This is a genomic window from Bradyrhizobium arachidis, assembly GCF_024758505.1.
Classification (GTDB): domain Bacteria; phylum Pseudomonadota; class Alphaproteobacteria; order Rhizobiales; family Xanthobacteraceae; genus Bradyrhizobium; species Bradyrhizobium manausense_C.
The window spans coordinates 2,531,929-2,558,306 of sequence record NZ_CP077970.1 but is presented as its reverse complement, the minus strand read 5'-3'; the positions used below and the strand labels follow the sequence as shown (position 1 = coordinate 2,558,306).

21 protein-coding genes and 1 other RNA gene are annotated in these 26,378 nt (G+C 65.2%); 4 read left to right on the top strand and 18 right to left on the bottom strand.

Translation table 11 applies throughout. The features are described 5' to 3' along the window. Positions 1–75: 75 nt before the first annotated feature. The 9 genes from ftsW to rsmH form a co-directional block, all read right to left on the bottom strand. A complete protein-coding gene (gene ftsW / locus KUF59_RS11315; protein ID WP_212457356.1) occupies positions 76–1,227 on the bottom strand; it encodes a putative lipid II flippase FtsW in 1,152 nt (383 codons plus the stop codon). 72 nt (positions 1,228–1,299) lie between these two features. Beyond that, positions 1,300–1,743: a DUF4279 domain-containing protein gene (locus KUF59_RS11310; protein WP_212457357.1), complete on the bottom strand. Its 444-nt coding sequence runs from the start codon at positions 1,741–1,743 to the stop codon at positions 1,300–1,302. A 2-nt stretch (positions 1,744–1,745) separates the two neighbouring features. Then, entirely contained in the window at positions 1,746–3,146 is a 1,401-nt protein-coding gene (gene murD, locus KUF59_RS11305; RefSeq protein ID WP_212457358.1) for a UDP-N-acetylmuramoyl-L-alanine--D-glutamate ligase, read from the bottom strand. 133 nt (positions 3,147–3,279) lie between these two features. After that, a complete protein-coding gene (gene mraY, locus KUF59_RS11300; protein ID WP_212457359.1) occupies positions 3,280–4,383 on the bottom strand; it encodes a phospho-N-acetylmuramoyl-pentapeptide-transferase in 1,104 nt (367 codons plus the stop codon). Between the two features lie 157 nt (positions 4,384–4,540). Continuing rightward, complete coding sequence (locus KUF59_RS11295; protein WP_212457360.1) at positions 4,541–5,920, bottom strand: UDP-N-acetylmuramoyl-tripeptide--D-alanyl-D-alanine ligase; 1,380 nt, start codon at positions 5,918–5,920, stop codon at positions 4,541–4,543. Continuing rightward, positions 5,917–7,389 (bottom strand): UDP-N-acetylmuramoyl-L-alanyl-D-glutamate--2,6-diaminopimelate ligase, encoded by a 1,473-nt coding sequence (locus KUF59_RS11290; protein WP_212457361.1) that lies wholly within the window; start codon positions 7,387–7,389, stop codon positions 5,917–5,919. The genes KUF59_RS11295 and KUF59_RS11290 overlap by 4 nt, the downstream gene beginning before the upstream one ends. Positions 7,390–7,456: 67 nt before the next feature. Then, the gene (locus KUF59_RS11285; RefSeq protein WP_212457362.1) at positions 7,457–9,223 is read right to left on the bottom strand and encodes a peptidoglycan D,D-transpeptidase FtsI family protein; all 1,767 of its coding nucleotides are present in this window, start codon (positions 9,221–9,223) and stop codon (positions 7,457–7,459) included. Beyond that, the gene (gene ftsL, locus KUF59_RS11280; RefSeq protein ID WP_212457363.1) at positions 9,220–9,612 is read right to left on the bottom strand and encodes a cell division protein FtsL; all 393 of its coding nucleotides are present in this window, start codon (positions 9,610–9,612) and stop codon (positions 9,220–9,222) included. Before ftsL ends, KUF59_RS11285 begins: the two co-directional genes overlap by 4 nt. A 3-nt stretch (positions 9,613–9,615) precedes the next feature. Then, positions 9,616–10,605 (bottom strand): 16S rRNA (cytosine(1402)-N(4))-methyltransferase RsmH, encoded by a 990-nt coding sequence (gene rsmH / locus KUF59_RS11275; protein ID WP_212457364.1) that lies wholly within the window; start codon positions 10,603–10,605, stop codon positions 9,616–9,618. Positions 10,606–11,126: 521 nt separating this feature from the next. Here rsmH and KUF59_RS11270 point away from each other — a divergent pair. Beyond that, entirely contained in the window at positions 11,127–11,909 is a 783-nt protein-coding gene (locus KUF59_RS11270) for an N-acetylmuramoyl-L-alanine amidase (RefSeq protein WP_249140181.1), read from the top strand. Positions 11,910–12,084: 175 nt separating this feature from the next. Here the strand turns inward: KUF59_RS11270 and KUF59_RS11265 are convergent, their stop codons facing one another. After that, a complete protein-coding gene (locus tag KUF59_RS11265) occupies positions 12,085–13,317 on the bottom strand; it encodes an RNA polymerase sigma factor (protein WP_212457366.1) in 1,233 nt (410 codons plus the stop codon). Between the two features lie 22 nt (positions 13,318–13,339). Next, positions 13,340–13,693 (bottom strand): YciI family protein, encoded by a 354-nt coding sequence (locus KUF59_RS11260; protein ID WP_212457367.1) that lies wholly within the window; start codon positions 13,691–13,693, stop codon positions 13,340–13,342. Between the two features lie 150 nt (positions 13,694–13,843). On the opposite strand from KUF59_RS11260, the gene rnpB reads away from it, so the two are divergent. Further along, positions 13,844–14,322: RNase P RNA component class A (gene rnpB / locus KUF59_RS11255), an RNA gene on the top strand. Between the two features lie 154 nt (positions 14,323–14,476). On the opposite strand, the gene KUF59_RS11250 is transcribed toward rnpB, so the two are convergent. Beyond that, positions 14,477–15,205: an alpha/beta hydrolase gene (locus KUF59_RS11250; RefSeq protein ID WP_212457368.1), complete on the bottom strand. Its 729-nt coding sequence runs from the start codon at positions 15,203–15,205 to the stop codon at positions 14,477–14,479. A gap of 67 nt (positions 15,206–15,272) precedes the next feature. Beyond that, positions 15,273–15,710 (bottom strand): DUF983 domain-containing protein, encoded by a 438-nt coding sequence (locus KUF59_RS11245; protein WP_212457369.1) that lies wholly within the window; start codon positions 15,708–15,710, stop codon positions 15,273–15,275. A gap of 87 nt (positions 15,711–15,797) precedes the next feature. On the opposite strand from KUF59_RS11245, the gene KUF59_RS11240 reads away from it, so the two are divergent. Together KUF59_RS11240 and KUF59_RS11235 are read left to right on the top strand one after the other, a co-directional pair. Beyond that, positions 15,798–17,174 (top strand): aminotransferase-like domain-containing protein, encoded by a 1,377-nt coding sequence (locus KUF59_RS11240; RefSeq protein ID WP_212457370.1) that lies wholly within the window; start codon positions 15,798–15,800, stop codon positions 17,172–17,174. A 350-nt stretch (positions 17,175–17,524) separates the two neighbouring features. Next, positions 17,525–18,268 (top strand): sulfite exporter TauE/SafE family protein, encoded by a 744-nt coding sequence (locus KUF59_RS11235; protein WP_212457371.1) that lies wholly within the window; start codon positions 17,525–17,527, stop codon positions 18,266–18,268. On the opposite strand, the gene KUF59_RS11230 is transcribed toward KUF59_RS11235, so the two are convergent. From KUF59_RS11230 to KUF59_RS11210, 5 genes are all read right to left on the bottom strand, one after another. Further along, complete coding sequence (locus tag KUF59_RS11230) at positions 18,265–19,527, bottom strand: O-antigen ligase family protein (protein WP_212457372.1); 1,263 nt, start codon at positions 19,525–19,527, stop codon at positions 18,265–18,267. The two genes, KUF59_RS11235 and KUF59_RS11230, sit on opposite strands and share 4 nt — an antisense overlap. Before the next feature lie 69 nt (positions 19,528–19,596). Further along, positions 19,597–21,003: an MATE family efflux transporter gene (locus KUF59_RS11225; protein ID WP_212457373.1), complete on the bottom strand. Its 1,407-nt coding sequence runs from the start codon at positions 21,001–21,003 to the stop codon at positions 19,597–19,599. A gap of 63 nt (positions 21,004–21,066) precedes the next feature. Further along, positions 21,067–22,866, bottom strand: a complete 1,800-nt coding sequence (locus KUF59_RS11220; protein ID WP_212457374.1) for an ABC transporter ATP-binding protein — start codon at positions 22,864–22,866, stop codon at positions 21,067–21,069. A gap of 477 nt (positions 22,867–23,343) precedes the next feature. After that, positions 23,344–24,927 (bottom strand): DHA2 family efflux MFS transporter permease subunit, encoded by a 1,584-nt coding sequence (locus KUF59_RS11215; RefSeq protein ID WP_212457375.1) that lies wholly within the window; start codon positions 24,925–24,927, stop codon positions 23,344–23,346. A 25-nt stretch (positions 24,928–24,952) separates the two neighbouring features. Further along, the gene (locus KUF59_RS11210; RefSeq protein ID WP_212457376.1) at positions 24,953–26,245 is read right to left on the bottom strand and encodes an HlyD family secretion protein; all 1,293 of its coding nucleotides are present in this window, start codon (positions 26,243–26,245) and stop codon (positions 24,953–24,955) included. Positions 26,246–26,378: the final 133 nt, after the last annotated feature.

Genomic DNA, 26,378 nt, shown 5'->3' with positions numbered 1-26,378 from the left:
AGCGAAGCGAAGCAATCCAGAATCCCACCGCGGGGACAGCCTGGATTGCTTCGCTGCGCTCGCAATGACGAAGAACTACGCGTAGCTGCGCATCGCCTCGGCGCGGCCGATCGACTCGACCTCGGTGCGCGGTCGCAGCCGCGTCAGTGCCAGCATCATGCCGACGCCATAGGCGAGCGACACGATGGAGGAGCCGCCGTAGGAGATGAAGGGCAGCGTCATGCCCTTCGCCGGGATGAGCTGCAAGTTCACCGACATGTTGATCGCGGCCTGCACGCCGAACAGGATCGCCAGGCCCGAGGCCGCAAAGCGCGAGAACATGTCCTCGTTGGCATAGGCGCGCGACAGCGTGCGGATCACGACGAAGGCAAACAGCGCCAGCATGGCAAGGCACAGGACGATGCCGAACTCTTCGGCGGCGACCGCGAACACGAAGTCGGTATGGCTGTCCGGCAGGCTGCGTTTTGCGATGCCCTCGCCCGGCCCCAGCCCTAGCCAGCCGCCGTTGTAGAAAGCTTCCATCGCGGTATCGACCTGAAAGGTGTCGCCGGAGGCCGGGTTCATGAAGCGCTTGATGCGGCCCGCAACGTGGGGAACGAAGAGATAGGCGCTGAACAGGCCGGCTGCCGCCGCACCGGCAAGGCCCGCCACCCAGATCATGCGCATGCCCGCGATGAAGAACAGCGCGCCCCACACCATCAGGATCAGCATGGTCTGGCCGAAGTCCGGCTCCATCACCAGCAGCGAGACCAGCATCAGCAGCAGCACCATCGCCATCGAGGTCGCCGGCATCTCCGGCCGCTTGGTGGACTCCGCAAACAGCCACGCCGCGATGACGACGAACGATGGCTTTGCAGCTTCAGAGGCCTGGATGTTGACGCCGAGTAGCGTGATCCAGCGCCGCGAGCCCTTGACCTCGGGGCCGATGGCGAGCGTCAGCACGATCAGGACGATGCTGACCGCAAAGATGACCAGCGCAGAGCGACGGATCGCACGCGGCGACAGGAAGGAGACGCCGATCAGCACCATGAAGGACGGCGCCAGGAACATCACGTGCCGGCTGAAGAAATGGAACGGATCGAGCCCGATCCGGGTCGCGACCGGCGGGCTCGCCGCCAGCGACAGGATGACCCCGCACAGCATCAGGGCCATGATGGCGCCGAGCAGCAGCTTGTCGACGGTCCACCACCACTCGGAAAAGGGGGTGCGTTCTTCGCGGGAGAGCATGGGCGGGCGGCCTTCGGACAGAGGTCAGACCATTGGTCGCCGAGGTTGGTTTACGGGAGGTTAATGGGACCGTTATCTTTCCAAAATCCCCTCTGGCGGCTCGACGGCATCAGGGAGGTATGCATGCAGATCCAACGCAATTTGCAGGCGCGTCATCGCTCTAAGCAAATCGCTGCTGAATGTCTCGCCTGAATCTTCATCGAGGAACCAGCCGACAGAAAAGCTAGCCGTCCCGCCCGTGGATGACAGCCTCCGGAGCATTGCGCGATGAGGCTCAAGCCGCTCCAGCGCGGCCGCGATCTGCTTGGCCACGGTTTTTCGCGACGTCGGCCCGAAATCAATCGCACAGGAAGAGCTAGCCCGCCTACCTCCGAGTGAATTTCCCTTTGGTGTCCGTCGCTCATCCCCCCTCTTCCAAATACGCGCCGGCTTCAATCCCAGCCTATTGCAGACGATCGATAGATCGCGCGTCGGATGATTCAATCTGAGATGAAGCCGGGCTCGATACCGGTTCATGATTACACCGCCGGCTTCACACCCGGCAGCGCCTGCACCAGCTCGCGAAACTTCGCGCCGCGGATCTCGAAATTGCGGTACTGGTCGAAGGAGGCGCAGGCCGGCGACAACAGCACGACTGCCTCCTGCAAGCCGGACGCTTCCGCGTCGCGCGCGGCGTGTTCGACGGCAACGTCGAGCGTCTGGCTGATCTCGTGAGCGACCTGCGTGCCCAACGTGCCCGCAAACTCCTGCGCGGCCTCGCCGATCAGATAGGCCTTTCGGATGCGCGGGAAGAAACCGGTGAGACTGGTGATGCCGCCCATCTTCGGCTTGCCGCCGGCGATCCAGAAGATGTCGGCGAAGGATGACAGCGCGTGCGCGGCGGCATCCGCGTTGGTGCCCTTGGAATCGTTGACGAACAGCACGTTGTCGCGGCGACCGACCTGCTCCATGCGGTGCGCAAGCCCCGGAAAACTGCGCAGGCCGTTTTGCAAGACGTCGAGGCCGATGCCCATCGCGAGTGCGGCAGCGGCAGCGCAGGCTGCGTTCTGCGCATTGTGCAAGCCGCGCAGCGAGCCGATGCCGCCGAGCTTTGCGACCTCGCTCTTCGCGCCGCCGGAGGCGCGCACGACGGTGCCGTGCTCGACATAGATGCCGCTCGCGAGCGGATTCTTCACGGAGATCCGCACGACATTCTTGCCGCCGCGGTCCAGCCGATCGGCGATGTCGCGGCAAAAACCGTCGTCGACGCCGACGATTGAGGTGCCCCGTGCCTGCACAGCGGCGACGAGGCGCTCCTTCACCGCGGCATAATGCGCAAGCGTGCCGTGGCGGTCGATATGGTCTTCGCTGACATTGAGCAAGATGCCGACGGACGGATCGAGCGAGGGCGTGAGGTCGATCTGGTAGGACGACATCTCGATGACATGGACGCGGCCCATCCGCGGTGGCTCCAGCGACAGGATCGCGGTGCCGATATTGCCGCCCATCTGGGTGTCGTAGCCGGCAACCTTTGTGAGATGCGCGATCAGCGCCGTCGTGGTCGACTTGCCGTTAGTGCCGGTGATGGCGACGAATGGCGCATCGGGCGCGTGGCGCCGACGCTCGCGGCAGAACAATTCGATGTCGCCGATCACCTCGACGCCGGCTTCGCGCGCCTTCAGCACGCTCCAGTGCGGTGCCGGATGGGTGAGCGGCACCCCGGGCGCGAGCACGAGGGCTGAAAAGTTCGCCCACGACACGCTGCGCAGATCCGCGGTGACGAAGCCCGCCCGCGCGGCCTTGGCGACGTTGTCAGCACTGTCATCGCCGGCGATCACTTCGGCGCCGCCGGCCTTGAGCGCGTGGCATGACGCGAGCCCCGAGCCACCGAGGCCGAAGACGGCGACGGTCTTGCCCGCGAAGGACGTGACGGGGATCATGGCCCAACACCCGTCATTCCGGACGGCGCGAAGCGGCGATCCGGAATCTCGAGATTCCACATTGCGCAATTGCGCAATGGGGTTCTCGCTGCGCGAGCCCCGGAATGACAGCAATCAGCGGCCATCGCCATCATCACCGCAGCTTCAGCGTGGAGAGGCCGGCGAGCGCCAGCATCACCGAGATGATCCAGAAGCGGATCACGATCTGCGGCTCGGTCCAGCCCAGTTGCTCAAAGTGGTGATGGATCGGGGCCATCTTGAAGATGCGTTTTCCCGTGAGCTTGAACGAGACGACTTGCACGATGACGGAGACGGCCTCCAGCACGAACAGGCCGCCGATGACCGCGAGCACGATCTCGTGCTTCACCGCGACCGCGATCGCACCCAGCATGCCGCCGAGCGCGAGCGAACCGGTGTCGCCCATGAAGATCGAGGCCGGCGGCGCATTGAACCAGAGGAAGCCGAGGCCCGCGCCCAATAGCGCTCCGCACAGCACGGCGAGCTCGCCGGTGCCGGCGACATATTTGATCTGGAGATAGTCGGCGAACACGGCGTTGCCGGCGAGATAGGCGATCATGGCAAAGCTCGCTGTCGCGATCATCACGGGCACGATGGCGAGGCCGTCGAGACCGTCGGTGAGATTCACCGCATTGCCGGCGCCGACGATGACGAAGGCGCCGAATACGACAAAGAACCAGCCGAAATGCAGCACGGTGTCTTTCAGGAAGGGAATTGTCAGCGCGGTGGACGCGGGATCGCGGTTCAACCGCACCAGGGCGTAGCAGGCCACCAGCGCGATGATGGCCTCGATGCAGAGGCGGAGCTTGCCGCCAAAACCGCTCGACGTCTGCTTGGTCACCTTCAGGTAATCGTCATAGAAGCCGACGAAGCCGAAACCGAGCGTCACCGCGAGAACGATCCAGACATAGGGGTTGAGCGGATTGCACCACAGCACGGTGCCGACGGTGAGACCCGACAGGATCATCAACCCGCCCATGGTGGGCGTGCCCCTCTTGGCCAGATGCGATTGCGGGCCGTCGGTGCGGATCGGCTGACCCTTGCCCTGGCGGATGCGCAAATGATCGATGATCCAGGGCCCGAACAGGAACACGAACAGCGCACCGGTGACCACGGCGCCACCTGTGCGGAACGTGATGTAGCGGAAGACGTTCAGGAGCGTGCGAAACGCACCAAAGCCAGGAACCGTGTTGGAGAGTTCGATCAACCAGTAAAACATTCAAACAGTCCCATACCGCTTCTGCTCGCGGCTATTTCGGAAGCGCCTCGCGGCGCATCGTTCAATCTTGGTCTGGCGGTCAGGCGACCCCAATAAACCGAACGCGCCGCACCAGGCGTTGCGGGAAGCAGGATCAGGCGGCGACGCAACACGCAGTTTACGCCTTTGCCTGCAACGCGGCCACTAGGGCCGGCACAAACTTGTTGACCCAGAACATCTTCTTGCTGCCCTTGACAACCACGACATCGCCTGCCTTCAGCAGCACTGCTACGGCCTGGGGCTTCAGTGTCGCAGGGTCGTCGTGCCAGCCGAGGTCCTTATCCGCCGGCAGCAGGCCATGGAGGTTGTGCATCAGGGGACCGACGCAGTAGACGCCGTCAATCCCGGAAAGATATTTGGCGAGCTCCTTGTGATAGGCCGGCGCATCGCTGCCGAGCTCGAGCATGTCGCCGAGCACTGCGATGCGGCGACCGCCGGTCACCGGGCGCGCTTTCAGGCTTTCCAGCGCCGCCGCCATGCTGGCGGGATTGCCGTTAAAGCTGTCGTCGATCACGGTGACGCCGCCGACGGTCTGCTCGACGCCGCGTCCGGTCATGATGCCGACGCCGTCGAGCCGCGCTGCAAGCACTGATGCGTCGAGGCTCGCGCCATGGATCGAGGCGAGCGCGGCAAGTGCGTTCTGGACGCGATGCGGCGCGCCGGGCGTGAGGCTGAAATCGATGGTCTTGCCTGCAATTTCGGCGCTCACGCGCCAGCTCTCACCCTCAGGGGTATGCGTCAGTTCGCGCACCGCAGTGCCCTCGCCGAAGCGCACAACCTTGCCGCTCCATTCGGGTGCGGCGATATCCGCCGGCAGCACCAGCACGCCGTCTTTCGGCAGGCCCTGCGCGATGCTGACCTTCTCGCGCCTGATGGCTTCGAGCGAGCCGAGCTTTTCCAGATGCACCGGCTGCACATTGACGACCAGCGCGACCGTCGGCCGCGTCAACTCGCTGAGCCGCGCGATCTCGCCGGTCTGGTTCATGCCCATCTCGACGACCCAGAGGCTGGCGTCGGGCCTTGCGTTGACCAGCGTCAGCGGCACGCCCCAGAAATTGTTGAAGCTCGACGGGCTCGCATAGGCGTTCGGATAGGCCGCGAGATATTCCTTGGTGCTGGTCTTGCCGGCACTGCCGGTGAGACCGATCACCTCGCCCTTGAAGCGCGCGCGGGCGGCGCGCGCGAGGCCCCAGAGGCCGTCGATCAGCGTGTCCTTGACGATGAGCTGGGGAATGCGGAGGCCCGCGATCTCGTGCGGGACGATGATCGCGGCGGCACCGGCCGCCTCCGCCTTGTCGGCAAACTCCCAGCCGTCGCGCGCGCTGGCGAAGCTGGAGATGAAGCCGCCGCTCGGCGTGCCGCTGAGCGCAACGAACAGGCTGCCCGGCTTCACCAGGCGGCTGTCCTGGGTCACGAAATCGATCGGCGTGTCCGGAAAGGATCCCGTCAGCCCCAGCGCACGCGCGACCTCGGCAACCGTCCACAATGGCGCGCTCATGCACCCCTCGTCGTTAGTGCGGCGGCGACCGCCTCGTGATCGCTGAACGGCAGCACGCGGTCGCCGACGATCTGCCCGCTCTCGTGGCCCTTGCCGGCGATCAACAGCGCATCGCCCGGCTGGAGATCATCGATTGCGGCGCGGATCGCCTCCGCGCGGTCGCCGATTTCCTTGGCGCCCTTGGCTTCCGCGAGGATCGCGGCGCGAATGGCCTCCGGCTTCTCGCTGCGCGGATTGTCGTCGGTGATGATGACACCGTCGGCATTCTCGGCCGCGATCGCGCCCATGATCGGGCGCTTGCCGGCATCGCGATCCCCGCCCGCGCCGAACACGACGATCAGCTTTCGCTTGGCATAGGGTCGGAGCGCCTGAAGCGCTTTTGCGAGCGCATCGGGCTTGTGGGCGTAATCGACGAAGATCGACGCGCCATTGCGCTCTCCGACGCGCTCCAGCCTGCCCTTGGCGCCTTCGAGATGTTCGAGGCACGCAAACACATTTGCCGCATCGCTGCCGGTACCGACGGCAAGGCCGGCCGACACGAGCGCGTTCTCGATTTGGAATTCGCCGACCAACGGCAGCCGGATCGAATACCGTTTGCCGCGATGCTCAACAGCAAGCTTCTGCGCAAAGCCGTCGACTTCAGCACTCACAAGGCGAATGCCTTCGCCTGCATCGCCGTTCCGGCCGACCGCCATCACGCGCAATCCCTTCGCGCGTGCCGCCTTGATCGCTTCCGCCGAGCATTCATGATCGGCGGAGATCACGGCTGCGCCACCTTGCGGGATCAGATCGCGGAACAGCCGAAGCTTGGCAGCAAGGTAGTGCGCGACAGTCGGATGATAATCCATGTGATCGCGCGTGAGGTTCGTGAAACCGCCGGCGGAGACGCGTACGCCGTCGAGCCGATACTGGTCGAGCCCGTGCGAGGATGCTTCAAACGCCAGATGCGTGACGCCGTCGCGCGCAATTTCGTCGATCTGCCGATGCAGCGCGATCGGATCCGGCGTCGTCAGCGAGCCATAGACCGTGCGTTTCGGCGAGACGAGGCCGATGGTGCCGATGCTCGCAGAGTTGTGCCCGAGCCGCTCCCAGATCTGCCGCGTGAAGGCGGCGACCGACGTCTTGCCGCTGGTGCCGGTCACCGCCGCAATCGTCGCGGGCTGGCGCGGGAAGAATTTGGCCGCCGCCAGCGCCAGCGCGCGGCGCGGATTGGAGACCACGATGAACGGCACCTTGCAGCCGCCCTGTGGCGGATGATCACCCACCACCGCAACGGCGCCGGCCGCAATCGCAGCCTCGATGAAACGCGCGCCGTCGGTCTTGTGGCCTGCGAGCGCGAAAAACAGATCGCCCGGCTTGACCACGCGGCTGTCCAGCGCAATGCCCGTCACATCGAGCGCTGCGGCAGCAGGCTCGATTGCGGCATCATTGCCCAAAAAATCCTGACCCAGGAGGTCGCGCAGTTTCATGGTCTTCCAGTCCGGACGCCAAGCCGGAAATCCAGCGAAAACCGACTCAGGGCAGCACCGTTACGGCTTACTGGGTTGTCCTGGATGTCGCAAGAATAAGGCGGTCGGACGGCGGCAGATTAAAGCGAGGCTCGATCCCGAGCAGCGGCGCAATCCGGGCAATCACCTTGCCGCCCGTCGGCACCGCGTTCCAGCCCGAGGTGATGAAGCCCATGGTCTCCGGGATCGCCTTCGGCTCGTCCAGCATGACCAGGAGCTGGAATTGCGGATTGTCCGCCGGCAGGATCGCCGTGAAGGAATTGAGCACCTGCTTCTTGGAATAGCGGCCGCCGACCACCTTCTCGGACGTGCCGGTCTTGCCGCCGATATAGTAGCCGGCGACGTCAGCCTTCTTGGCGGTTCCGACCTCGGCGTTGAGCCGCATCAGATAGCGGATCTTCTCCGACGTTTCGGGCCGGATCACCTTCTTGGCCACCGCCTTGGCGTCTTCCTCGGAGCGCTTGAGGAAGGTCGGCGGGATCAGATAGCCGCCATTGACCATCGCATTGATGCCCATCACCGCCTGCAGCGGTGCCACCGCGATACCGTGACCGAACGCGATGGTGATGGTGTTGAGCTCGCCCCAGCGTTTCGGCACGATCGGTGAAGCGCTCTCCGGCAGCTCTGTGCGGAGGCGGTCGAGCTGCCCGACCTTCTTCAGGAACGCGCGATGTGCCTCGACGCCCTGGCTCAGCGCAACGCGCGCCGCACCGACGTTGGAGGAGAAGGTGAACACTTCCGCAAGCGAGATCGAGCGTCCAAGCGGGTGGGTGTCGTGGATCGCGAACTTGCCGTAATGCAGCGCGCCGCGTGCGTCGTACAGCGTGTTGAGCGAGGCCTTGCCGGAGTCCAGCGCCATCGCCAGCGTCAGGGTCTTGAAGGTCGAGCCCATCTCGAACACGCCGGTCGTGAGACGGTTGATGCGATCGGGATCGTGCGCCTCTTTCGGGTTGTTCGGATCGAAATCCGGCAGCGACACCAGCGCGACGATCTCGCCGGTCTTGACGTTGGAGACGAGGCCGGAGGCCGCCTTCGCCTTGTACTTTTCCTTGGCTCGCAGCAATTCGTCGCGCAGCGCATGCTCGACGCGCAAATCGACCGACAGCTCGATCGGCTTTTGCAGGCGATCCGTGGCAAAGCCGGCGCGGTGGAGATCCGCGAGCCCGTTGGTGTCGAGCCACTTCTCCATGCCGGCGATGCCCTGGTTGTCGATGTTGACGAGACCGATGAGGTGGGCGACCTCGTTGCCGGTCGGATAGACGCGCTTGTTCTCGCGCAGGAAGCCGATGCCGGGAATGCCGAGCTTGTGGATGTCCTGCTGCTGCTTCGGCGTGATCTCGCGCTTCAGCCACACGAAGCCTTTTCGCGACGACAGCCGCTCGCGCACCTCGCCGGTGTCGAGATCGGGCACCGTCGCGGTCAAGAGCTCGATGGCCTCGTCCTTGTCGATGATGCGGCGCGGCTCGCCGAACAGGCTCGATGCCTTGACGTCGGTGGCGAGGATCTCGCCGTTGCGATCGATGATGTCGGGACGCGCGGTCGCGATCACGTCCTGCGACGCGGCGCGGCGTGCGCCGTGGCTGTCGGCGCCGATCGCGAACATGACGAGCCGGCCGCCGATCACCGAATAGATCGCCGCGAAAGCGAGGATGGCAAAGCCGACACGCACGCGCGCCTTCGCGGCGCGATCGACGTTGCGCCCGTAGAGCAGGCTGCGGATCAGCCGCTGCTTCCAGGGCTCGGTGGGCTTATCAGTGCGCTTGGCCGGAGCGTTGGCCGGAGTCTTGGCGCTCATCGCTTGCTCCCCGGCTGAGGCACGGATCCGGTCACGGTATCGGAGTTGACCACGGCTTCGATGGTGTTGATCATGGCGCCGATCGGATCGGGCTCGCCCGGCTTCACCAGCCGCGGCGGGCGCTCCGGCAGGTTCTTGAGCTGATCATATTGCGTGCCGTTGAGCGGCTTGAGCGGCAGATGCCGCTCGGCCAGCCCCTGCAGCCGCAGCGGCGCATCGAGCTTGGACCATTCGGCGCGCAACGCCGCGATCGCGTCGCGCTGCTCGCGGATTTCCGCGTGCAGGCGCAGCACGCGTTCGGTGCGGGCTGTGGATTCCATCTTGATCCGGTAGACATAGGCCGCGGCGAAGATCAGCGCGCCGATGACCAGGAGGTGGATGATGCGCATGCGCTAGCCGCCCCTCATGACATCGGAGAGACCAGGCCAGGACGATTCTTCGCCGCCGGCATGCGCTGACGCGGCGATTCGCTCGGCGGCGCGCAGCTTTGCCGAACGCGCGCGCGGATTGTGCGCGACCTCTTCTTCGCCGGCGATGACCGGCCGCCGCGTCAGGAGCTGGAAGCTCGGTGCTGCCTGCGCGACCTCCGGCAGATGCCGCGAGCCGCCGCCGGTCTTGGCGCGTGCGTTGAGGAAATTCTTGACGATGCGGTCTTCCAGCGAATGGAACGACACCACCACGAGCCGGCCGCCGGGCCTGAGCATGCGCTCAGCGCCGGCAAGCGCGCTCTCGAGCTCGTCGAGCTCTTCATTGACGAGAATGCGCAGGGCCTGGAACGTTCGCGTCGCCGGATGGATTTCGTTGGGCTTGGCGCGCACCACGCGCGCAACGATGTCGGCGAGTGCCCGCGTGGTCGTAATCGGCGCGTCCTTGCGCGCGGCGACGATGGCGCGCGCCACCTTGCGCGAATGGCGCTCCTCGCCGAGGAGATAGATGACGTCGGCGAGATCGCCTTCGGACGCGGTTGCAACCACGTCCGCCGCCGTCGGCCCGGACTGCCCCATGCGCATGTCGAGCGGACCGTCGAGACGGAAAGAGAAGCCGCGGCCGGCCTGATCGAGCTGCATGGAGGAGACGCCGACATCCATGACGACGCCGTCGACTTCGTCGAGCCCTTGCGCAGCGCAGATTTCGGCCAGATTCGAGAAGCGATCCTCGACCAGCGTCAGCCGCCCCTCGGAGCGATCGACCAGATCGAATCCGCCGGCGATCGCCGTGCGGTCGCGGTCGATGCCGATGACGCGGGTTCCCGGGATGTCGAGGATGGCGCGGCTGTAGCCGCCAGCGCCGAAGGTCGCGTCGACATAAACGCCGCCCGCGCGCGGCGCGAGATGGTCGACCGCTTCACGGCCGAGAACGGGAATATGGGCAGCCGAGGTCATGCGCCACGCCCGATCGACACGAAGCCGATGGCGGACGAGCCCACAACGCCCAAAATAGCTCCGCGTCGCGGCGGTTCCACGGCTCAACCCCTGCACAGCGCGCTTGCCTGGCCCGAGCAACCCAGGCCGCAAACCCTGTTTTCCCAGTGGAATTTGTCGGGCAGCCATGGGATTTCGAGCAAAAAAGCGCTTTCAGCCGCCTCCGGACACGGGTCGGCATTTCACCACTCAGTAACGGCCCTTAGCGTTAAGAAAGCGTTGATAGCTTGGTTACAAGTCGAAAAGGCGGCCAAGTGGCGCCAGGTGGTGATGCGTCATCCACACAGTCGGGCCAAAATGCACCCGTTAGGCACGTTGCGCGATTGCGCGGGTGCAGGGGTAAAGGAATAGTAAAGATAAGGGCTTGAAGGGCCCATCGTCCTCTGTTCCCGAGCTGCCCTATGTCGTCCGGTTCGCCCGCGTCACCTGGATCTGATTCGAAGCGCCAACGCGTCCTCCCGGTTCCGAAGGCCGCGGCGAGCATGCGGACGTTCGACCCCGATTCCTCCATCGTCTCCGACATCATCCCGTCGCCGAATTACGGCGAGCGCAACAAGGGCCGGCTGCCGGACATGATCGTCCTGCATTACACCGGCATGCCTGACGTCGAGGGCGCGCTGGCGCGGCTGTGCACCGCCGGTACCGAAGTGTCGGCGCATTACGTCGTGCTCGAAGACGGGCGCATCGTGCAATGCGTGCAGGAGGCCAAGCGCGCCTGGCACGCCGGCGTCTCCTCCTGGGCCGGCGAGGACGACATCAATTCCTGCTCGATCGGCATCGAGATCGTCAACCGCGGCCATGACTGGGGCTATCCGGAATTTCCGCTGCGCCAGATCGCGGCCGTCATCGCGCTATGCCGTGGCATCATGCTCCGCCGCAAAGTGCCGCCGCATCGCGTGCTGGCGCATTCCGACGTCGCGCCGGCGCGCAAGAAGGATCCCGGCGAGAAGTTTCCGTGGCATTCGCTGGCGAACTCCGGCGTCGGTCACTGGGTGACGCCGGCGCCCGTCGTGCGCGGCGAGAGCCTGATGCTCGGCACCATCAGCGACGAAGTGCTGAGCCTGCAACAGGCGCTCGCAAAATATGGCTACGGCGTGCCACTCACCGGCAAGTACGACGCCGCAACCATGGAAGTCGTCACCGCCTTCCAGCGCCACTTCCGCCCCGCGCGACTCGATGGCGTTGCGGATCACTCGACGCTGTCGACGCTGCAGGCGCTGCTGGCGAGCCTGCCGCAGGAGCCGACGGCGGTGGCGGCGAAGTGACGGCCAAAGCCACTTCATCCCCGTCACCCTGAGGTGGCCGCTTCTTCAGCGGCCCTCGAAGGGCGACGGCCCGGCTGCATCCCGGCCGTTCATCCTTCGAGGCTCGCCGCGCGTCGCATTTGCGCCGCACCGCTCGCACCTCAGGATGACGGGTCGAGACTCAACGCTCTCCTGCTCATCCCATCTCTCTCATCCGCCGCGCATACAGCCTCCGCAACGGCTCGAGCTGCGTCGCCGCCGTTGCCGTGACGTAGGCCGCGCGCGCTTCGTCCTTCCGGCCCAGCCTTCGCAACAAATCCGCCCGCACCGCAGGCAGCAGCTCATAGCCATCGAGCCCGCCGCGTGCGGCAATCGCGTTGACGAGATCGAGCGCGCGCGCGGGGCCGTCGACCATCGATACGGCGGCGGCATGGTTGAGCTCGATCACCGGCGACGGGCTGATGCGCAGCAGCACCTGGTAGAGGCCGGCGATCTGCGGCCAATCTGTCTGATCGTAGCTCGGCGCGCGCGCATGCAACGCGGCGATCGCGGCCTGCACCGTGTAGGGTTGCGGCCGACCGGGCACGCGCAGCGCATCGTCCACAAGCCAAAGCCCCTCCTCGATCTGCGCTTGGTCCCACAGCGAGCGGTCCTGCTCCTCCAGCAGCACGATGTCGCCGGCTGCCGTTTCGCGGCCCGCACGGCGCGCATCGTGCAGCAGCATCAAGGCGAGCAGCCCCTTGATCTCGCCGCGATCCGGCATCAGGCGGTCGAGCAGCCGGCCGAGCCTGATCGCCTCCACCGCGAGATCGGGTCGCATCAGATCCGCGCCTGATGTTGCGACATAACCTTCGGTGAAGACGAGATAGATCACGGCAAGCACGCCGCGCAGCCGCGGCTCCAGCGCGTCGCGCTCGGGCACCTCATAGGGAATGCCGGCGAGCCTGATCTTCTGCTTGGCGCGCACGAGCCGCTGCGCCATCGCTTCCTCGCTGACGAGGAAGGCGCGCGCGACCTGCGCGGTGGTGAGACCGCACACCGTGCGCAGCGTAAGTGCGACCTGAACTTCCGCTGCAAACGCCGGATGGCAGCAGGTGAAGATCAGCCGCAGCATGTCGTCGTCGAGCACGGCACTCGGCTCGTCCACCGCCTGCGCGTTCATCTCGAGCTCATGCACGAGCTCTCGCAGCTTGCCGCGGAAGGCAGCCTGCCGGCGGATGCGGTCGATCGCCTTGTTGCGCCCGACGTTCACGAGCCAGGCGCGCGGATTGTCGGGAACATCGCGCGGCGACCAGCGCTCCAGTGCCACGGCAAACGCGTCCTGCAGCGCGTCCTCGGCGAGATCGAAATCGCCGACGAGGCGGATCAGCGTGGCCAGTGCCCGCCCCGCCTCGTCGCGGAAGATCTTTTCGATCTCGGCCGGGGTCATGCGGCGGCTGCGCGCGTCGCCGTCACTTGTCGTACACCCAGATCGGCCGCACCTCGATCGAACCGACGCGCGCGCTCGGGATCCGCGCCGCAATCTCGATCGCCGCGTTGAGATCCTTGGCCTCCACCAGATAGTAGCCGCCGAGCTGTTCGCGCGTTTCCGCAAACGGACCGTCGGTCGTCAGCGTCTTGCCATCGCGCACGCGCACCGTGGTCGCTGTCGTGGTCGGCCGCAGCCGGTCGCCGGCCTTGAAATTGCCGTTCTGGATGATGGATTGTGTGAAGGTCTCATACTCCGCCGACATCTTCTGGGTGGTTCCCGTGTCAATCTTCGCGTACTCGGCCTCGTTCTGGTAGATCAGCAGCAAATATTGCATCGCTCACTCCTGTTGCTTTGGCTTGATCGCCGACATCCAGTCGAACGGGGCCCGCACCAAACGACATCTTCAGGATAAATTATTTTCGCACGTCCCGCGGGAGCGATATCGCCTTGACGAAAGCGTCATAAATGCCCATGCGTTAAGGCGTCAGTCGGCCGGACGGCCGCCCCTGCAAGTGTCGAAAGGCCGCCGGGGAGGAAAGTCCGGGCTCCCTTGACATGCGGTGCCGGATAACGTCCGGCGAGGGTAACCTCAGGGAAAGTGCCACAGAGAACGAACCGCCCGCCTCCGCCCTTTGGGCTTCGGCGCGACAAGCCCTCGGGCCTGCCGTGCCGTAGCAGCGCAAGCTGCGAAGGCAGGTAAGGGTGAAAAGGTGCGGTAAGAGCGCACCGCGGTTCCGGCAACGGAGCCGGCATGGCAAACCCCACCGGGAGCAAAACCGAATAGGGACGGCACAAGCGGGCTGTTCGCGAAAGCGATAACGCCGCGGGGCGATGTCAGGCCCGCCGTCCGGGTAGGTTGCTCGAGGCCATGTGCAAACATGGTCCCAGAGGAATGGCCGTCACGTATCGTTCGTGCAAACGGGCGGTGCCCTACAGAACCCGGCTTACAGGCCGGCTGATATCTGCAAACGAGGGGTTCGACGTTGATCGCGTCGGACCCCTCACCATTTCCCGCTCCGTCATTCCGGGGCGCGCGTTAGCGCGAACCCGGAATCTCGCGCCGCAATCTCCGGATTCCGGGTTCGCGACTTCGTCGCGCCCCGGAATGACCGAGAGACTATCCCACGATCTCCTGCAGCACCTGCATCAGCGCCTCCGGCGCCGTCACATTCGGCGCATGGCTCGCATCGAGCTCGAAATAGCCCCAGCCCGCCTCGCTCTTCGCGCGCCCGGCGAACTGCCCGAACACATCGCCCGGCGGAATGCGCGCGCAATAGATATAGCTGCGCGGCATTTGCGGCTCGCCATGCTCGAGCTTCAACCTCGTCTCGAAGCATTTGATCGGCATGTTGACGCGGCGGGCGTTGAGCCAGTCGAGATCGGCCGGCGGCGTGTCCGGCGGCGGCGGATTGGGCGGGATGCGATAACCGTCGCCCGATGTGGCCGCCTTGCGCATCGGCTCGCGCCCGCCCTCGTTGAGATCGAACAGCGACTGGCCGTCGCGCGGCACGAAGGCGTCGAGATAGATCATTTGCGTGATGCGCTCGCGGGCGCGATCGGCGACCCCGGTTGCGACCATGCCGCCATAGCTGTGGCCGAGCAGCACGAAGTCGTGGAGATCCTCATACTTGATGACGTTGAGGATGTCCTGGATATGCGTATCGAGATCAACAGAGGGATTGGCCAGATGCGAGCGCTCGCCGAGCCCGGTATAGGTCGGCGCGATCAGCCGGTGGCCGGCCCGCGCCATCAGCGGATGCATCTTCTTCCAGGCCCAGCCGCCGGACCAGGCGCCATGGCAAAGCAGGAAGGTCTTCGGCGAGCTTGCGGTCATCGGCGTTTCCATCTTTTTTTGTTGCGTTCGCCGGAGTGTAGCCGCCGAACGCGCGATGTAAACGCCGCGGAAAACTCCTTTAGGCCGCGCGTGCCGTCGTGCCGGCCCTGGCCAGCGCGAGCTCACCTGCCTCGCGCCGATGCTTGCTGTCCTCAAAGCCGTGCATGCCGACCTGCCATTGCAGCCCGACGACCGCGCCCTTGGTGGGCTGCAGCAATGCGATCGAAGCGATCAACGTCACCGGCAGCCAGACCGCGAGTTGCAACCACACGGCCGGCGCATAGGCGGTCTCGATCGCGAGGATCGCCGGCACCACGAGATGGCCGACCACGACGATCACGAGATAGGCCGGAAGATCGTCGGCGCGGTGGTGGAAGAATTCTTCGCCGCAGGCCTCGCAGCGATCGGCGACCTTCAGGAAGCGGGCGAACAGATGGCCCTCGCCGCAATGCGGGCACTTGCCGCGGAAGCCGCGCCACATCGCCTTCGCCAGCGAAATCGAACCGTTGTTCGTCATGACCGCACCTCTTTCTCTGTTCTTGCCTCACGATCCATACAATACTATCTTGCATCCATACATTCAAAGGATATGGACCGTAATTGCATGGATTGGACTCCTACAATCTCGGAGCTCTCGGGGCCCCGCTATCAGCGCATCGTCGATGCCATGGAGGCCGACATCGCCGCGGGGAGGCTGGTGCGCGGACAGCAATTGCCGACGCAGCGCGCGCTCGCCAAGGCGCTCGGCATCGACCTCACCACGGTGACGCGCGCCTATAGCGAGGCGCGCCGCCGCGGGATTTTGGAGGCGCGGGTCGGCCAGGGCTCGTTCGTCTCGGAGACATCAGCGCGGCGCGCCGTCGACCTGCCGCATCCCGTCGCGATCGACCTGTCGATGAACGTGCCGCCGCATCCGCTGGAAGCGCAGCTCGACGATCGCATCCTCTCCGGGATGGAGGCCCTGCGCCAGCAATCCGGGCTGACGGCATTCCTGAATTATCAGCCACCCGGCGGCAGCGCGCGCGAGCTGGAGATCGCCGCGAAGTGGATGCGCGGCCGCGTTCCGCATGTTCGCCCCGACCGTCTCGTGATCTTTCCAGGCACGCAGACGATCCTGTTCAACCTCCTCGCCTATCTCGTGCAGCCCGGCGATGTCGTGCTGACGGAGGCACTCACGTTCCCCGGCATCAAGGCGGTCGCCGCACGCCTCGGCGTCAGGCTGGTCGGCGTCGCCATGGACGAGGGCGGCATTTTGCCGGACGCGCTGGCAAAAGCTTGCCGCGAGCACAGGCCGAAGGCCGTCTATCTGATTCCGACGCTGCACAATCCGACCACCGCGACGCTTTCGGCCGAGCGCCGCAGCGCCATCGCAAAAATCGTGCGCGGTGCCGACACCATGCTGATCGAGGACGACGCCTATGGCTTGCTCGACCGCGCGGCCTCGCCGATCGCGAACCTCATTCCGGAGCGAACCTGGCTTGCGACCACGTTCTCGAAATGCATCGCGCCGGCACTGCGCGTCGCCTATCTGGTGACGCCGGACAACACCGCGCAACAACAGATGCGGACCTATTTGCAGGCGGCGGTGCAGATGCCCGCACCGCTGATGGTCGCGCTGGTGACGCATTGGCTCGAGACCGGCATTGCCGATCGCATCATCGCCGCGATCCGCAACGAAGCGGTCGGACGGCAGCAGCTCGCGCAACGCGTCCTCAAGGGATTTCCGTTCCTGGCAAGGCCGGCCGCGCATCATCTCTGGCTGCGGCTACCGGAGAGCTGGGGCCGGCAGGATCTCGCCGCGCACCTCTTGCGCAATGGCCTCGCCGTGATCGCGAGCGATGCGTTCGTCGCCGATGGACGAGCACCGCATGCCGCGCGCCTGTCGCTCGGTGCGGCCCGCAATCGCGCCGAGCTGACGCAGGCGTTACAGATCGTGGTCGGCGCGTTGCAAAAGCCCGCCGACACCAGGCAGATAGTTTAGAGCGACGCGAACGCCATTTAGCGGCGTGAGTCTTACCCTCCCCTGGAGGGGGAGGGTCGGCTCGCATTGAGCGTAGCGAAATGTGAGACGGGGTGGGGTGAAAGTCCCTCCGCGTCGAACACTGCCCGAGTGGAGAGATCACCCCACCCCGCTCGCGCTGCGCGCGATCGACCCTCCCCCTCCAGGGGAGGGTAAGCGTCCCGCGAACAAACCGCCATCATGCTCTAGGCATGGATCGCGTCTGCGCTTGGTACGCATTGACCTCAATCGCCGCGCCTGTTCTATGCCGTGCGAGGCGATCGACATCAGGGATCGCCCGGTGCCACGCCGACAACGACAAGGAATAATCGGTGGAAACGCTCACCTACGCGCTGCTGCTTTTTGGCGCGCTGGCCGGAGGCTTCGTTTCGGGCCTCGCCGGCTTCGGCACGGCGCTAATGGCGCTCGGCATCTGGCTCTACGTCCTGCCGCCCTCGCTCGCGGTGCCGCTGGTCCTGATCTGTTCGGTGATCGCGCAAGCATCGACGCTGCCCTCGATGTGGAAGCGTTTTGATCTCACGCTGGTCTGGCCGTTCCTGATCGGCGGCCTCCTCGGCGTGCCGCTCGGCACCATGATGGTCGCCTCGGCCGATCCAAAAGTGTTCAAGCTCAGCGTCGGCGTCCTGATCCTGATCTTTTCAACCGCGCTCTATCTCAACAAGCGTCCCCTCAAAGTCACCTTCGGTGGCAAGGCAGCCGATGGCGCGATCGGATTCGCCGGCGGCATTTTGGGCGGCCTCGCCGGCCTCTCCGGCCCGCTTCCGATCCTGTGGGCCAACATCCGCGGCTGGAACAAGCACGAGCGCCGCGGCATCTTCCAGCTCTTCAATTTCACCGTGCTCGCGGCCGCACTGGTCCTGCAGACGGCCTCCGGCCTCGTCGAGACCAGGGTGATCTGGCTCGCGCTCATCGCCTTTCCGGGAACGCTGATCGGCGCCTGGCTGGGTGCGCGAGTCTATCACGCGCTGAACGACAAGCATTTTGGCGATGTCGTGCTCGGGCTTCTGTTCCTGTCAGGCGCAGCGCTCGTCTGGAATAGTGTTGGCGCGCATTAGCTCTGGAGTCTCCGGGCCAACGTCATCCCGCCGGCGACGCCAACACCGAGCACGTAGAGCCAGCCCTCGCTGAAATCGAAAAGGTGCGAGTTGAACAGCGAAGACAGCATGTTCTGCACCACGACCAGCATGCCGACCCAGTTCGCAAGCCCTTCGCCGCGAAACATCAGGAGATGCGTCAGCCACATGGCGTAGAGGATGATGACGCCGAACGCGCCCCACTGCACGGCGACAGCGAAGGTCTGGTTGTGGGGATCGGCGACGATTTCGGCGCGCAGGCCGGTTTCGCCTTGCGCTGCCCCCTCGAACAGCCCGCCCGTAGAGCCAGTGCCGTTGCCGATCAGCGGCGCAGCCGCCCAGAAGGTGAGGGACTTTCGCCAAAACTCCAGGCGCGAGCCCATGCCGCTCGCCTTGTTCTCCACCCAGGTGTCCTCGTAATCCCCGAAGAACTTGTCCACCGTGCTGCGCAAATTCGGCGAAGCCGACCAGGCGCCGCCGGCAACGAGCAGGATCACTCCGACAACCATCAGCGTCGCACGCAGGCGCAGATGAATGAGCGCGAACACGACGATCAGGATTGGCAGAGTGACCAGCGCGGTGCGGGAGACCACGACGAACATCATATTGAGGAGGAATGCGAGCGCGAGCAGCCCGAGCAGCGCCGCCATCCGAAGCTTGCCGGCGCGAAACTGCGCGGCGACCGGATAGGCCAGCGCGAGCGCGCAGAGCGCGAATTCCTGACTCTGGTCGATATAGTTGCGTACGGCGATCCCGCTCTCGACCTTGTAGGGTCCGCGCGACAGATAGAGTTTAAGCGACAGGCTGGGCTCGATCGCGACGGCAAAGGACGTTAGCAGCAACAGCCCGCAGGACACGAGGAACGCCGCGAACACCCAGTTGCCATGGGGCCAGCGCTCGAACTGGTAGATCAGGAGCGGCAGCGCCAGGAGCTTCGCCGCTGGGGCGATCGCATGCAGCCGCACCGGCCAGGGCGCATCCGACCACAGCGTGCCAGCAAGGGCGAGGACGAACAGCGCAATCGGCAGCAGGCAGATCGGGCGCAGCAGCGAGCGCGGAAATTCCCTGAGGTCGATGAACGCGAAGGCGATCAGCCAGGCAAGGAGCGCGAAGATCACGCCGGTCGTCGACCACGGCAGGAGCAGCGCGACCAACGCGACGAAACGGGCGGGAGTACGATAGCGCGCCGCCCAAATGGCGGAGAGCCATGACGCCACCCGTCCGTTCAACGTTTCGCTCATGCCGCCCCTCGCCTTCCCACGGCTCATGCAAACTAGCCCGAGCCGTGGGCAAGGGACAAGCGCATGAACCTATTCCGCCGCTGCCGCGCGCGCGGACGGCGCCTCCGGCTCAGGTTCGACCTGTATTGCAGCGACCTCCCGCGGCACCAGACGCTTTCTGAACTCGCGGCGCAGCAGCCATAGGCTCAGCGCGGCCTGGAGCGTGGTCGCCGCGATCGAGATGTACCAGACGTACTCGATGCGAAAACCCGGACGCGTCGACAGCCAGATCGCCGGCAGCGAATAGGTGAAGACGCGCGTTGCCGAGCTCAAGAGCACCGGCTTGGTATTGCCGAGGCCCTGGAACATGCTGGAGCAGGTGAAGATCAGGCCCTGCGACACCATGTTGAGCGAGATGATCCGCAGGAACAGGAAGGCGATCGCCATGGTCTCCTGGTCGTTCGAGAATCCGGCGAGCAGGAGCTCCGGCTTCAACTGTGCAAGCAGCATGAAGCCGATCGACACCGCGGTGGTAATCAGCGCCGCCTTGACGAAGGTCTCCTTGACGCGCGCGCCGTTCGCAGCGCCGAAATTCTGGCCGGCGATCGGGCCGGCGGCGAGCGCGATCGCGAGTGCCGGCATCTGGATCAGGCCAAGCACCCGCTGCCCGATTCCGAATCCCGCCTGCGCCGCCGCGCCGAAATCGCGCAGCACGTAATAGACCACCGCCATGAAGATGAACATCATCGCGAATTCGCCACCGGCCGGCAGACCGACGTTGAGAATGCGCTTCAAGTGGCCGGGCTGCGGACGCCACAGCGCCGGATCGAAGGCGACATAGCGTTCGACCTTGCAAAAATAAGCAAGCAGCACCAAACCCCCGATCGCAACCGCGATCGTGCTCGCCAGCCCCGCGCCGGCAACGCCGAGCGCGTAGCCCGTGCCCCAACCCGAGATCAGCACCGGTGCCAACGCAATGTTGATGACGACCGCAAGCACCCGCACCAACATGGCGGGTTGCACGCTGCCGGTCGCGCGCAGCGCGGACCCCGTCACTTGCAAAACGAACTCCAGCGCGAGCGCCGGCATGAACCACAGCAGATAGGTTGTCCCCGCATCGATCGTAGCTTGATCCGCCGCAATCGAACGCATGTAGGGGCCTGACAGCACGGCGCCTGCGACCAGGGTCAGCACGCCGAACAGCACCGACAGCACGATCGCCTGGTTAAAGATCAGATTGGCATCAGGCCTGTCCTTGCGTCCGACGGCATGCGCGATCAGCGCGACCGTGCCGACGCCGAGCACCTGCATCAGTCCGTTGACGAGAAAGCCGGCATTACCGGCCGCGGCCACGCCCGCGACAGCGGCATCGCCCAATCCGGACACGAAGTACAGATCGACCAGCTGGCAGATCATGATCGTGACCATGCCGAGCATGATCGGCGGCGCCATGGCCAGGATGTGTCTCACGATGGAGCCGTGTGTCAGGTCTTTCATGTCATTCCATCCTCAGGCTACGTGGCTGTCCGGATTCTTCGTCCGGCAGCCACGCGCCATTGCTCATCCTGCTGCGGCGCTGCGATCGAACTCGATCACCTGACGCTCGAACAGTCCGCGATAGATGCCGCCCGGTCGCGCCGTCAACGCCTTGTGGGTGCCCTGCTCGACGATCTCGCCGCGGTCGAACACCAGGATTCGATCGAGGCTGCGCACCGTCGACAGGCGGTGCGCGATCACGATCGAGGTGCGTCCCTTCATCAGCCGCTCCATCGCCTGCTGGATCAGCGCCTCGGACTCCGAGTCGAGGCTCGAGGTCGCCTCGTCCAGGATCAGCACCGGCGCGTCGGCCAGGAAGGCGCGCGCCAGCGCGACGCGCTGCCGCTCGCCACCCGACAGCTTTACGCCGCGCTCGCCGACCAGCGTGCCGTAGCCCTTGGGCAGGCGCAGGATGAAGTCGTGCGCATTCGCCAGCCGCGCCGCCTGCTCGATCGCCTCCAGGCTCGCGCCGGGCCGCCCATAGGCGATGTTCTCGGCGAGCGAGCGATGGAACAGGATCGGATCCTGCTGCACGATCGCGATCTGGCTGCGCAGCGATTGCTGCGTCGCCTCGGCGATGTCCTGGCCATCGATCAGGATACGGCCATCCGAGACGTCGTAGAGCCGCTGCACCAGCTTGACGAAGGTCGTCTTGCCGGAGCCGGAGCGACCGACCAGTCCGACCCGTTCGCCGGCGCGGATGTCGATCGACAGTCCTTCATACAGCGGCGCGCGATGGCCGCCGTAATGGAACGTGACATCGTCGAACTCGATCCGGCCGCCCTCGATCACGATCGGCCATGCGTCGGGCGCGTCCGCAATGCCGATCGGCTCGTCATGGATCGCCACCAGCTCTTCCATGTCGTTCACCGAACGCTGCAGGTTGTTGATGTGCATGCCAACGTCGCGCAGGTACGCGTGGATGATGTAATAGCTCGTCAGCACATAGGTGACGTCGCCCGGCGAGGCGCGTCCCGCCATCCACAGCAGCACCGAGCCGCCGATCACGGACGAGCGCAGGCACAGCAGCACCGCGAACTGCGTCGCCGCCGTGGCGTTGTAGCGCAGCCAGGTCCGCCGCACGCGCACGCGCCAGCGACCAACGACACGCGCCAGCCGCGCGTCCTCGCGGGTCTCAGCACCGAAGGATTTCACGACCGCGTTGCAGGTCAGCGCGTCCGCCAGCGTGCCGCCGACCTTGGTGTCCCAGGCGTTGGAGACACGCGCCGCCGGCGCGATGTAGCGCGTGGAGAACACCACCATCATCGCGACATAGACGATCGCGCCGAACGCAATCACCAGGCCCAGCGAGGCCCAGTGCGCGCCCAGCAACACGGTCGAGCCGACCAGCACCACCAGCGACGGCAGCAGCGCCAGCAGGATGGTGTCGTCCAACAGGTCGAGCGCCCACATGCCGCGGGTGACCTTGCGGACGGTGGAGCCGGCAAAAGAGTTGGCGTGCCAGTCGGTCGAGAAGCGCTGCACGCGCATGAATGCGTCCTGCGCGACGTCGGACATGATCTTCAGCGTGAATGGCACGATCGCCTGAAGGCCGATCATCCGCAGCACCACCGAGACCGCGCCGAGCGCGACGATCGCACCGAACGCGACCAGCGCGGCGCGACGTGCCGCCGGATCGGATGGTCCCAGCGTCAGCGCATCGATCAGGTGGCCCGAATAGACCGGCATGAACAGATCGGCGACCGTCGCCCCCAACAGGCCGCTCACGACCGTGAGGCCGCGCGCCGGCTGGTTCAGCCAGTGGCGGAAGACGAAGGGCAGCACCACGCGGATCGCGGCGGGCTTTTTTGATAGTGCGGTCATGGCGTTATCCGGCCACGCCTCGGGCGCGGTCCGGCTCCATCGATGGACGCACGCCGGCCAAAACAGCCGAAAGCGGCGTCGTTAAAACTGATCTTGACTTGGGAAGCGAAGCGACCGGGGCATCAGGCCCGGGCGGAGCCGTCGGAGGTGGCCTTTATACGGCCGAGCACGCACCGAGCTTAAACATCGAACGCGAGCGCGCGATTTGCGAAAGCGACCAAATCATGCAAATCCCTCCCGGTTCGAGCAATGAAGGCGCGCTTTATAGATGTATCGCCTTCGATTTGCAACGGGGCTCGCGCAGATCACGCGCAAGTGTTGCAAATTAGTGCGCGTCGCCGCGCCGGTCTCCACTGTCATGCCCCGGCTTGACCGGGGCATCCAGTACGCCGCAGCGGCGATGGTGAGAGCGAGCTCTCCAACGCAGGCCTCTGGGATACTGGATCGCCCGGTCAAGCCGGGCGATGACTCCGAGTCTTAATGCGCGTCGCCGCCACCCGTCATCGAAACGGGCTTGTTCAGCAGCATGACCAGCAGGCTCAGGCTCAAATAGAACAGCGTCAGCATGAAGAAGGCGTCGCCATAGCCCATGACCACGGCCTGGCGGTGGACGATCTGCGAGAGCTGCTTCATCGCCATCAGCGCAGCGTCGCCCATGCCCTGGAATTTCTGCATGAACATGTTGAGCGTCTCGGTCGCCGTGGCGTTGCCCCAGTTCACGCGCTCCTGCAGCCGGGTGATGTGCAGGTCGGTGCGCTGGTTGAGCACGGTGTTGATGACCGCAAGCCCGACCGCGCCGCCGAGATTGCGCATCAGGTTGAACAGACCCGAGGCGTTCTTGACCCGGTCGGGCGCCAGCGTGCCGAGCGCGATGTTGTTGGTCGGCACCATCGCGAACATCATGCCGATGCCGCGCAGGATCTGCGGCACGAGCAGCTCGTAGAAATCGTAGTCGCGGGTGATCCAGGTCATCTGGTAGGAGCCGATCGCGAACACGATCAGCCCGAACGCGATCATGTAGCGCATGTCGATCTTGAGCATGAGCCGGCCGACCAGCGGCGCGATCAGGAACATGGTGGCGCCGGAGACGAACATGGTCTCGCCGATCATCAGCGCGCTGTAGCCGCGCACTTCCGCGAGGTAGCGCGGATAGATGTAGGTCAGGCCGTAGAGGCCGATGCCGATGCAGAATTGCAGCACGCAGCCGACGGCGAAGTTGCGGTTGCTGAAGGTACGAAGGTTGACGATCGGTTCGGCCGCGGTGAACACGCGCCAAAAGAAGGCGATTGCCGCAATGCCGCAGATCCACGCGCACACCGCAACCGAGGTGTCCTGGAGCCATTCATATTGCGGACCTTCCTCGAGCACATATTCGAGCGTGCCGAGAAACGCCGCCATGAACAGGAGGCCCCACCAGTCGAAGCGGTCGAGCAGCTCGAAATGCGGCTCGTCGAAATCAACCAGCGCCAGCACGCCGATGGTGATGCCGATGCCGGGCACGATGTTGATGAAGAACAGCCAGTGCCACGAGGTGGCGTCGGTGATGTAGCCGCCGACGGTCGGCCCGATGGTCGGCGCCAGCGTCGCGACGAGGCCGATGATCGGGCCGACGATGTGGAATTTGGTGCGCGGAAACACGGTATAGGCCGAGGCGAACACCGTCGGGATCATGCCGGCGCCCAAAAATCCCTGGAACGCACGCCAGAGGATCATCTCCTCGATCGTGGAGGCGAAGCCGCACAGGAAGCTCGAAATGGTGAAGCCGGCCGCCGAGATCGCGAACAACAAGCGCGTGCCAAGCGCGCGCGACAAGAATCCCGACAGCGGAATCGCGATCACCTCCGCGATCAGATAGGAGGTCTGGACCCAGGAGACCTCGCTCTGGCTCGCCGAAAGACCGGCCTGGATCTCGCTCAGCGAGGCCGAGACGATCTGGATGTCCAGGATGGACATGAACATCCCGAACACCATGATGATGAACGCGGCGAGCCGCTTCGGCGCGATGCGTTCATCGGCCGGGTTCGCCATCATGGCTGATGGAGCGGTCGTGGCGTTCGCCATCGTCTGATCCCGGGCACTGACGGGCTTATTGCGGATGGATCATGGTGGGGTCGTCGAGGTCAACGTCGCTGTCGGCGTTCTCCGCACCCTTGTTGGTGTCGACGGTGGCGTAGACCGACATGCCTGCACGCAACAGGTTCTGCTTGGCGACCGATTTCGGCACGCGGATGCGGACCGGCACGCGCTGCACGATCTTGGTGAAGTTGCCCGTCGCATTGTCCGGCGGCAGCAGCGTGAACACCGAGCCAGCGCCCGCCGCGATGCTGTCGACGACGCCTGAGAATTTGCGCATGCCGTAGGCATCGACCTTGATCGTCACCGGTTGGCCGGGACGGATGCGCTTCAACTGGGTTTCCTTGAAATTCGCGTCGATATAGACCTCGTCGAGCGGCACGATGTTGCCGAGCCGCTGCCCCACCGCGACGAAGTCGCCGGTGTTGACGAGGCGGTTGGAGAAGATGCCGTCGACCGGCGCGCGCACCGAGGTGAAGTTGAGGTCGCGCTCGGCCTTGGCCAGCGAGGTCTTCAGCTCGGCAAGCTGCGCCTTGGCTTCCGCCTGCTGGGCCTTGGCGACGTCGACATTGCTGACCGCCGCGTCATACGCGGCCTGCGCGGCCTTGACGGCAGCCGCGCCCTGGTCGCGTCCGGCTTCCGACACTTCGTAGGTGGCGCGCGAGGCAAAACCCTTGGTGTTCAGCGCCTGCTGACGCTCGAAATCGAGATCGGCGCGCTTCAATCCCGCTTCCGCGGACACGAGCTGCGCCTTGGATTGCCCAACCTGGCTTTCGAGCGCTGCGACCTGACGGCCGATGCGATCGATGGTCGCCTGCTGGGTCGCGATCCGGGTCGCGGCCGCCTCGACCGCGATCTTGTAGTCGCCGTCGTCGATGCGGAAGACGATGTCGCCCGCGCGCACCACGGTATTGTCGCCGGCGAGGATCGACGAGATGTGGCCTGCGACGCGCGCGCCGAGCATGGTGTTGTTGGCGCGCACATAGGCGTCGTCGGTCGAGACGTAGAAGCGGCCGACAAACGTGTAGTAGCCGGCATAGCTTGCCGTCGCGAGCGCGAGCAGCACGCCGATCCCCATCATGACGAATTTGCGCTTGCCGGATTTTGCTGCGCCGGCCGCGGCGGGAGGCGCACCGGGCGCGGGCTTATCGGTCACGGGCTTGTCCGGCGCCTCACTGGTGCGGCGCTTGGTCTCTTCAGCCACGTGCGAACGAAGCTGCTCGCCCAAAGCTGCGTTGTCGCTCGCGTCTTCCGCGTCGGTCGATTCGCGAAGGACACGCGCAGCCTGGTCTCTCGATACGGCCATTACGGCCTCCCCGCTGAAAACTCGCGAACCGAAGCGGGCCGCACCTGGCGGCCGCTCCCCCTCGCTAACCCAGAAGTATCATTGACCGAACGGTTCGGTCAATATACATTGTTCCCCAGCGGACCCTAGGGGG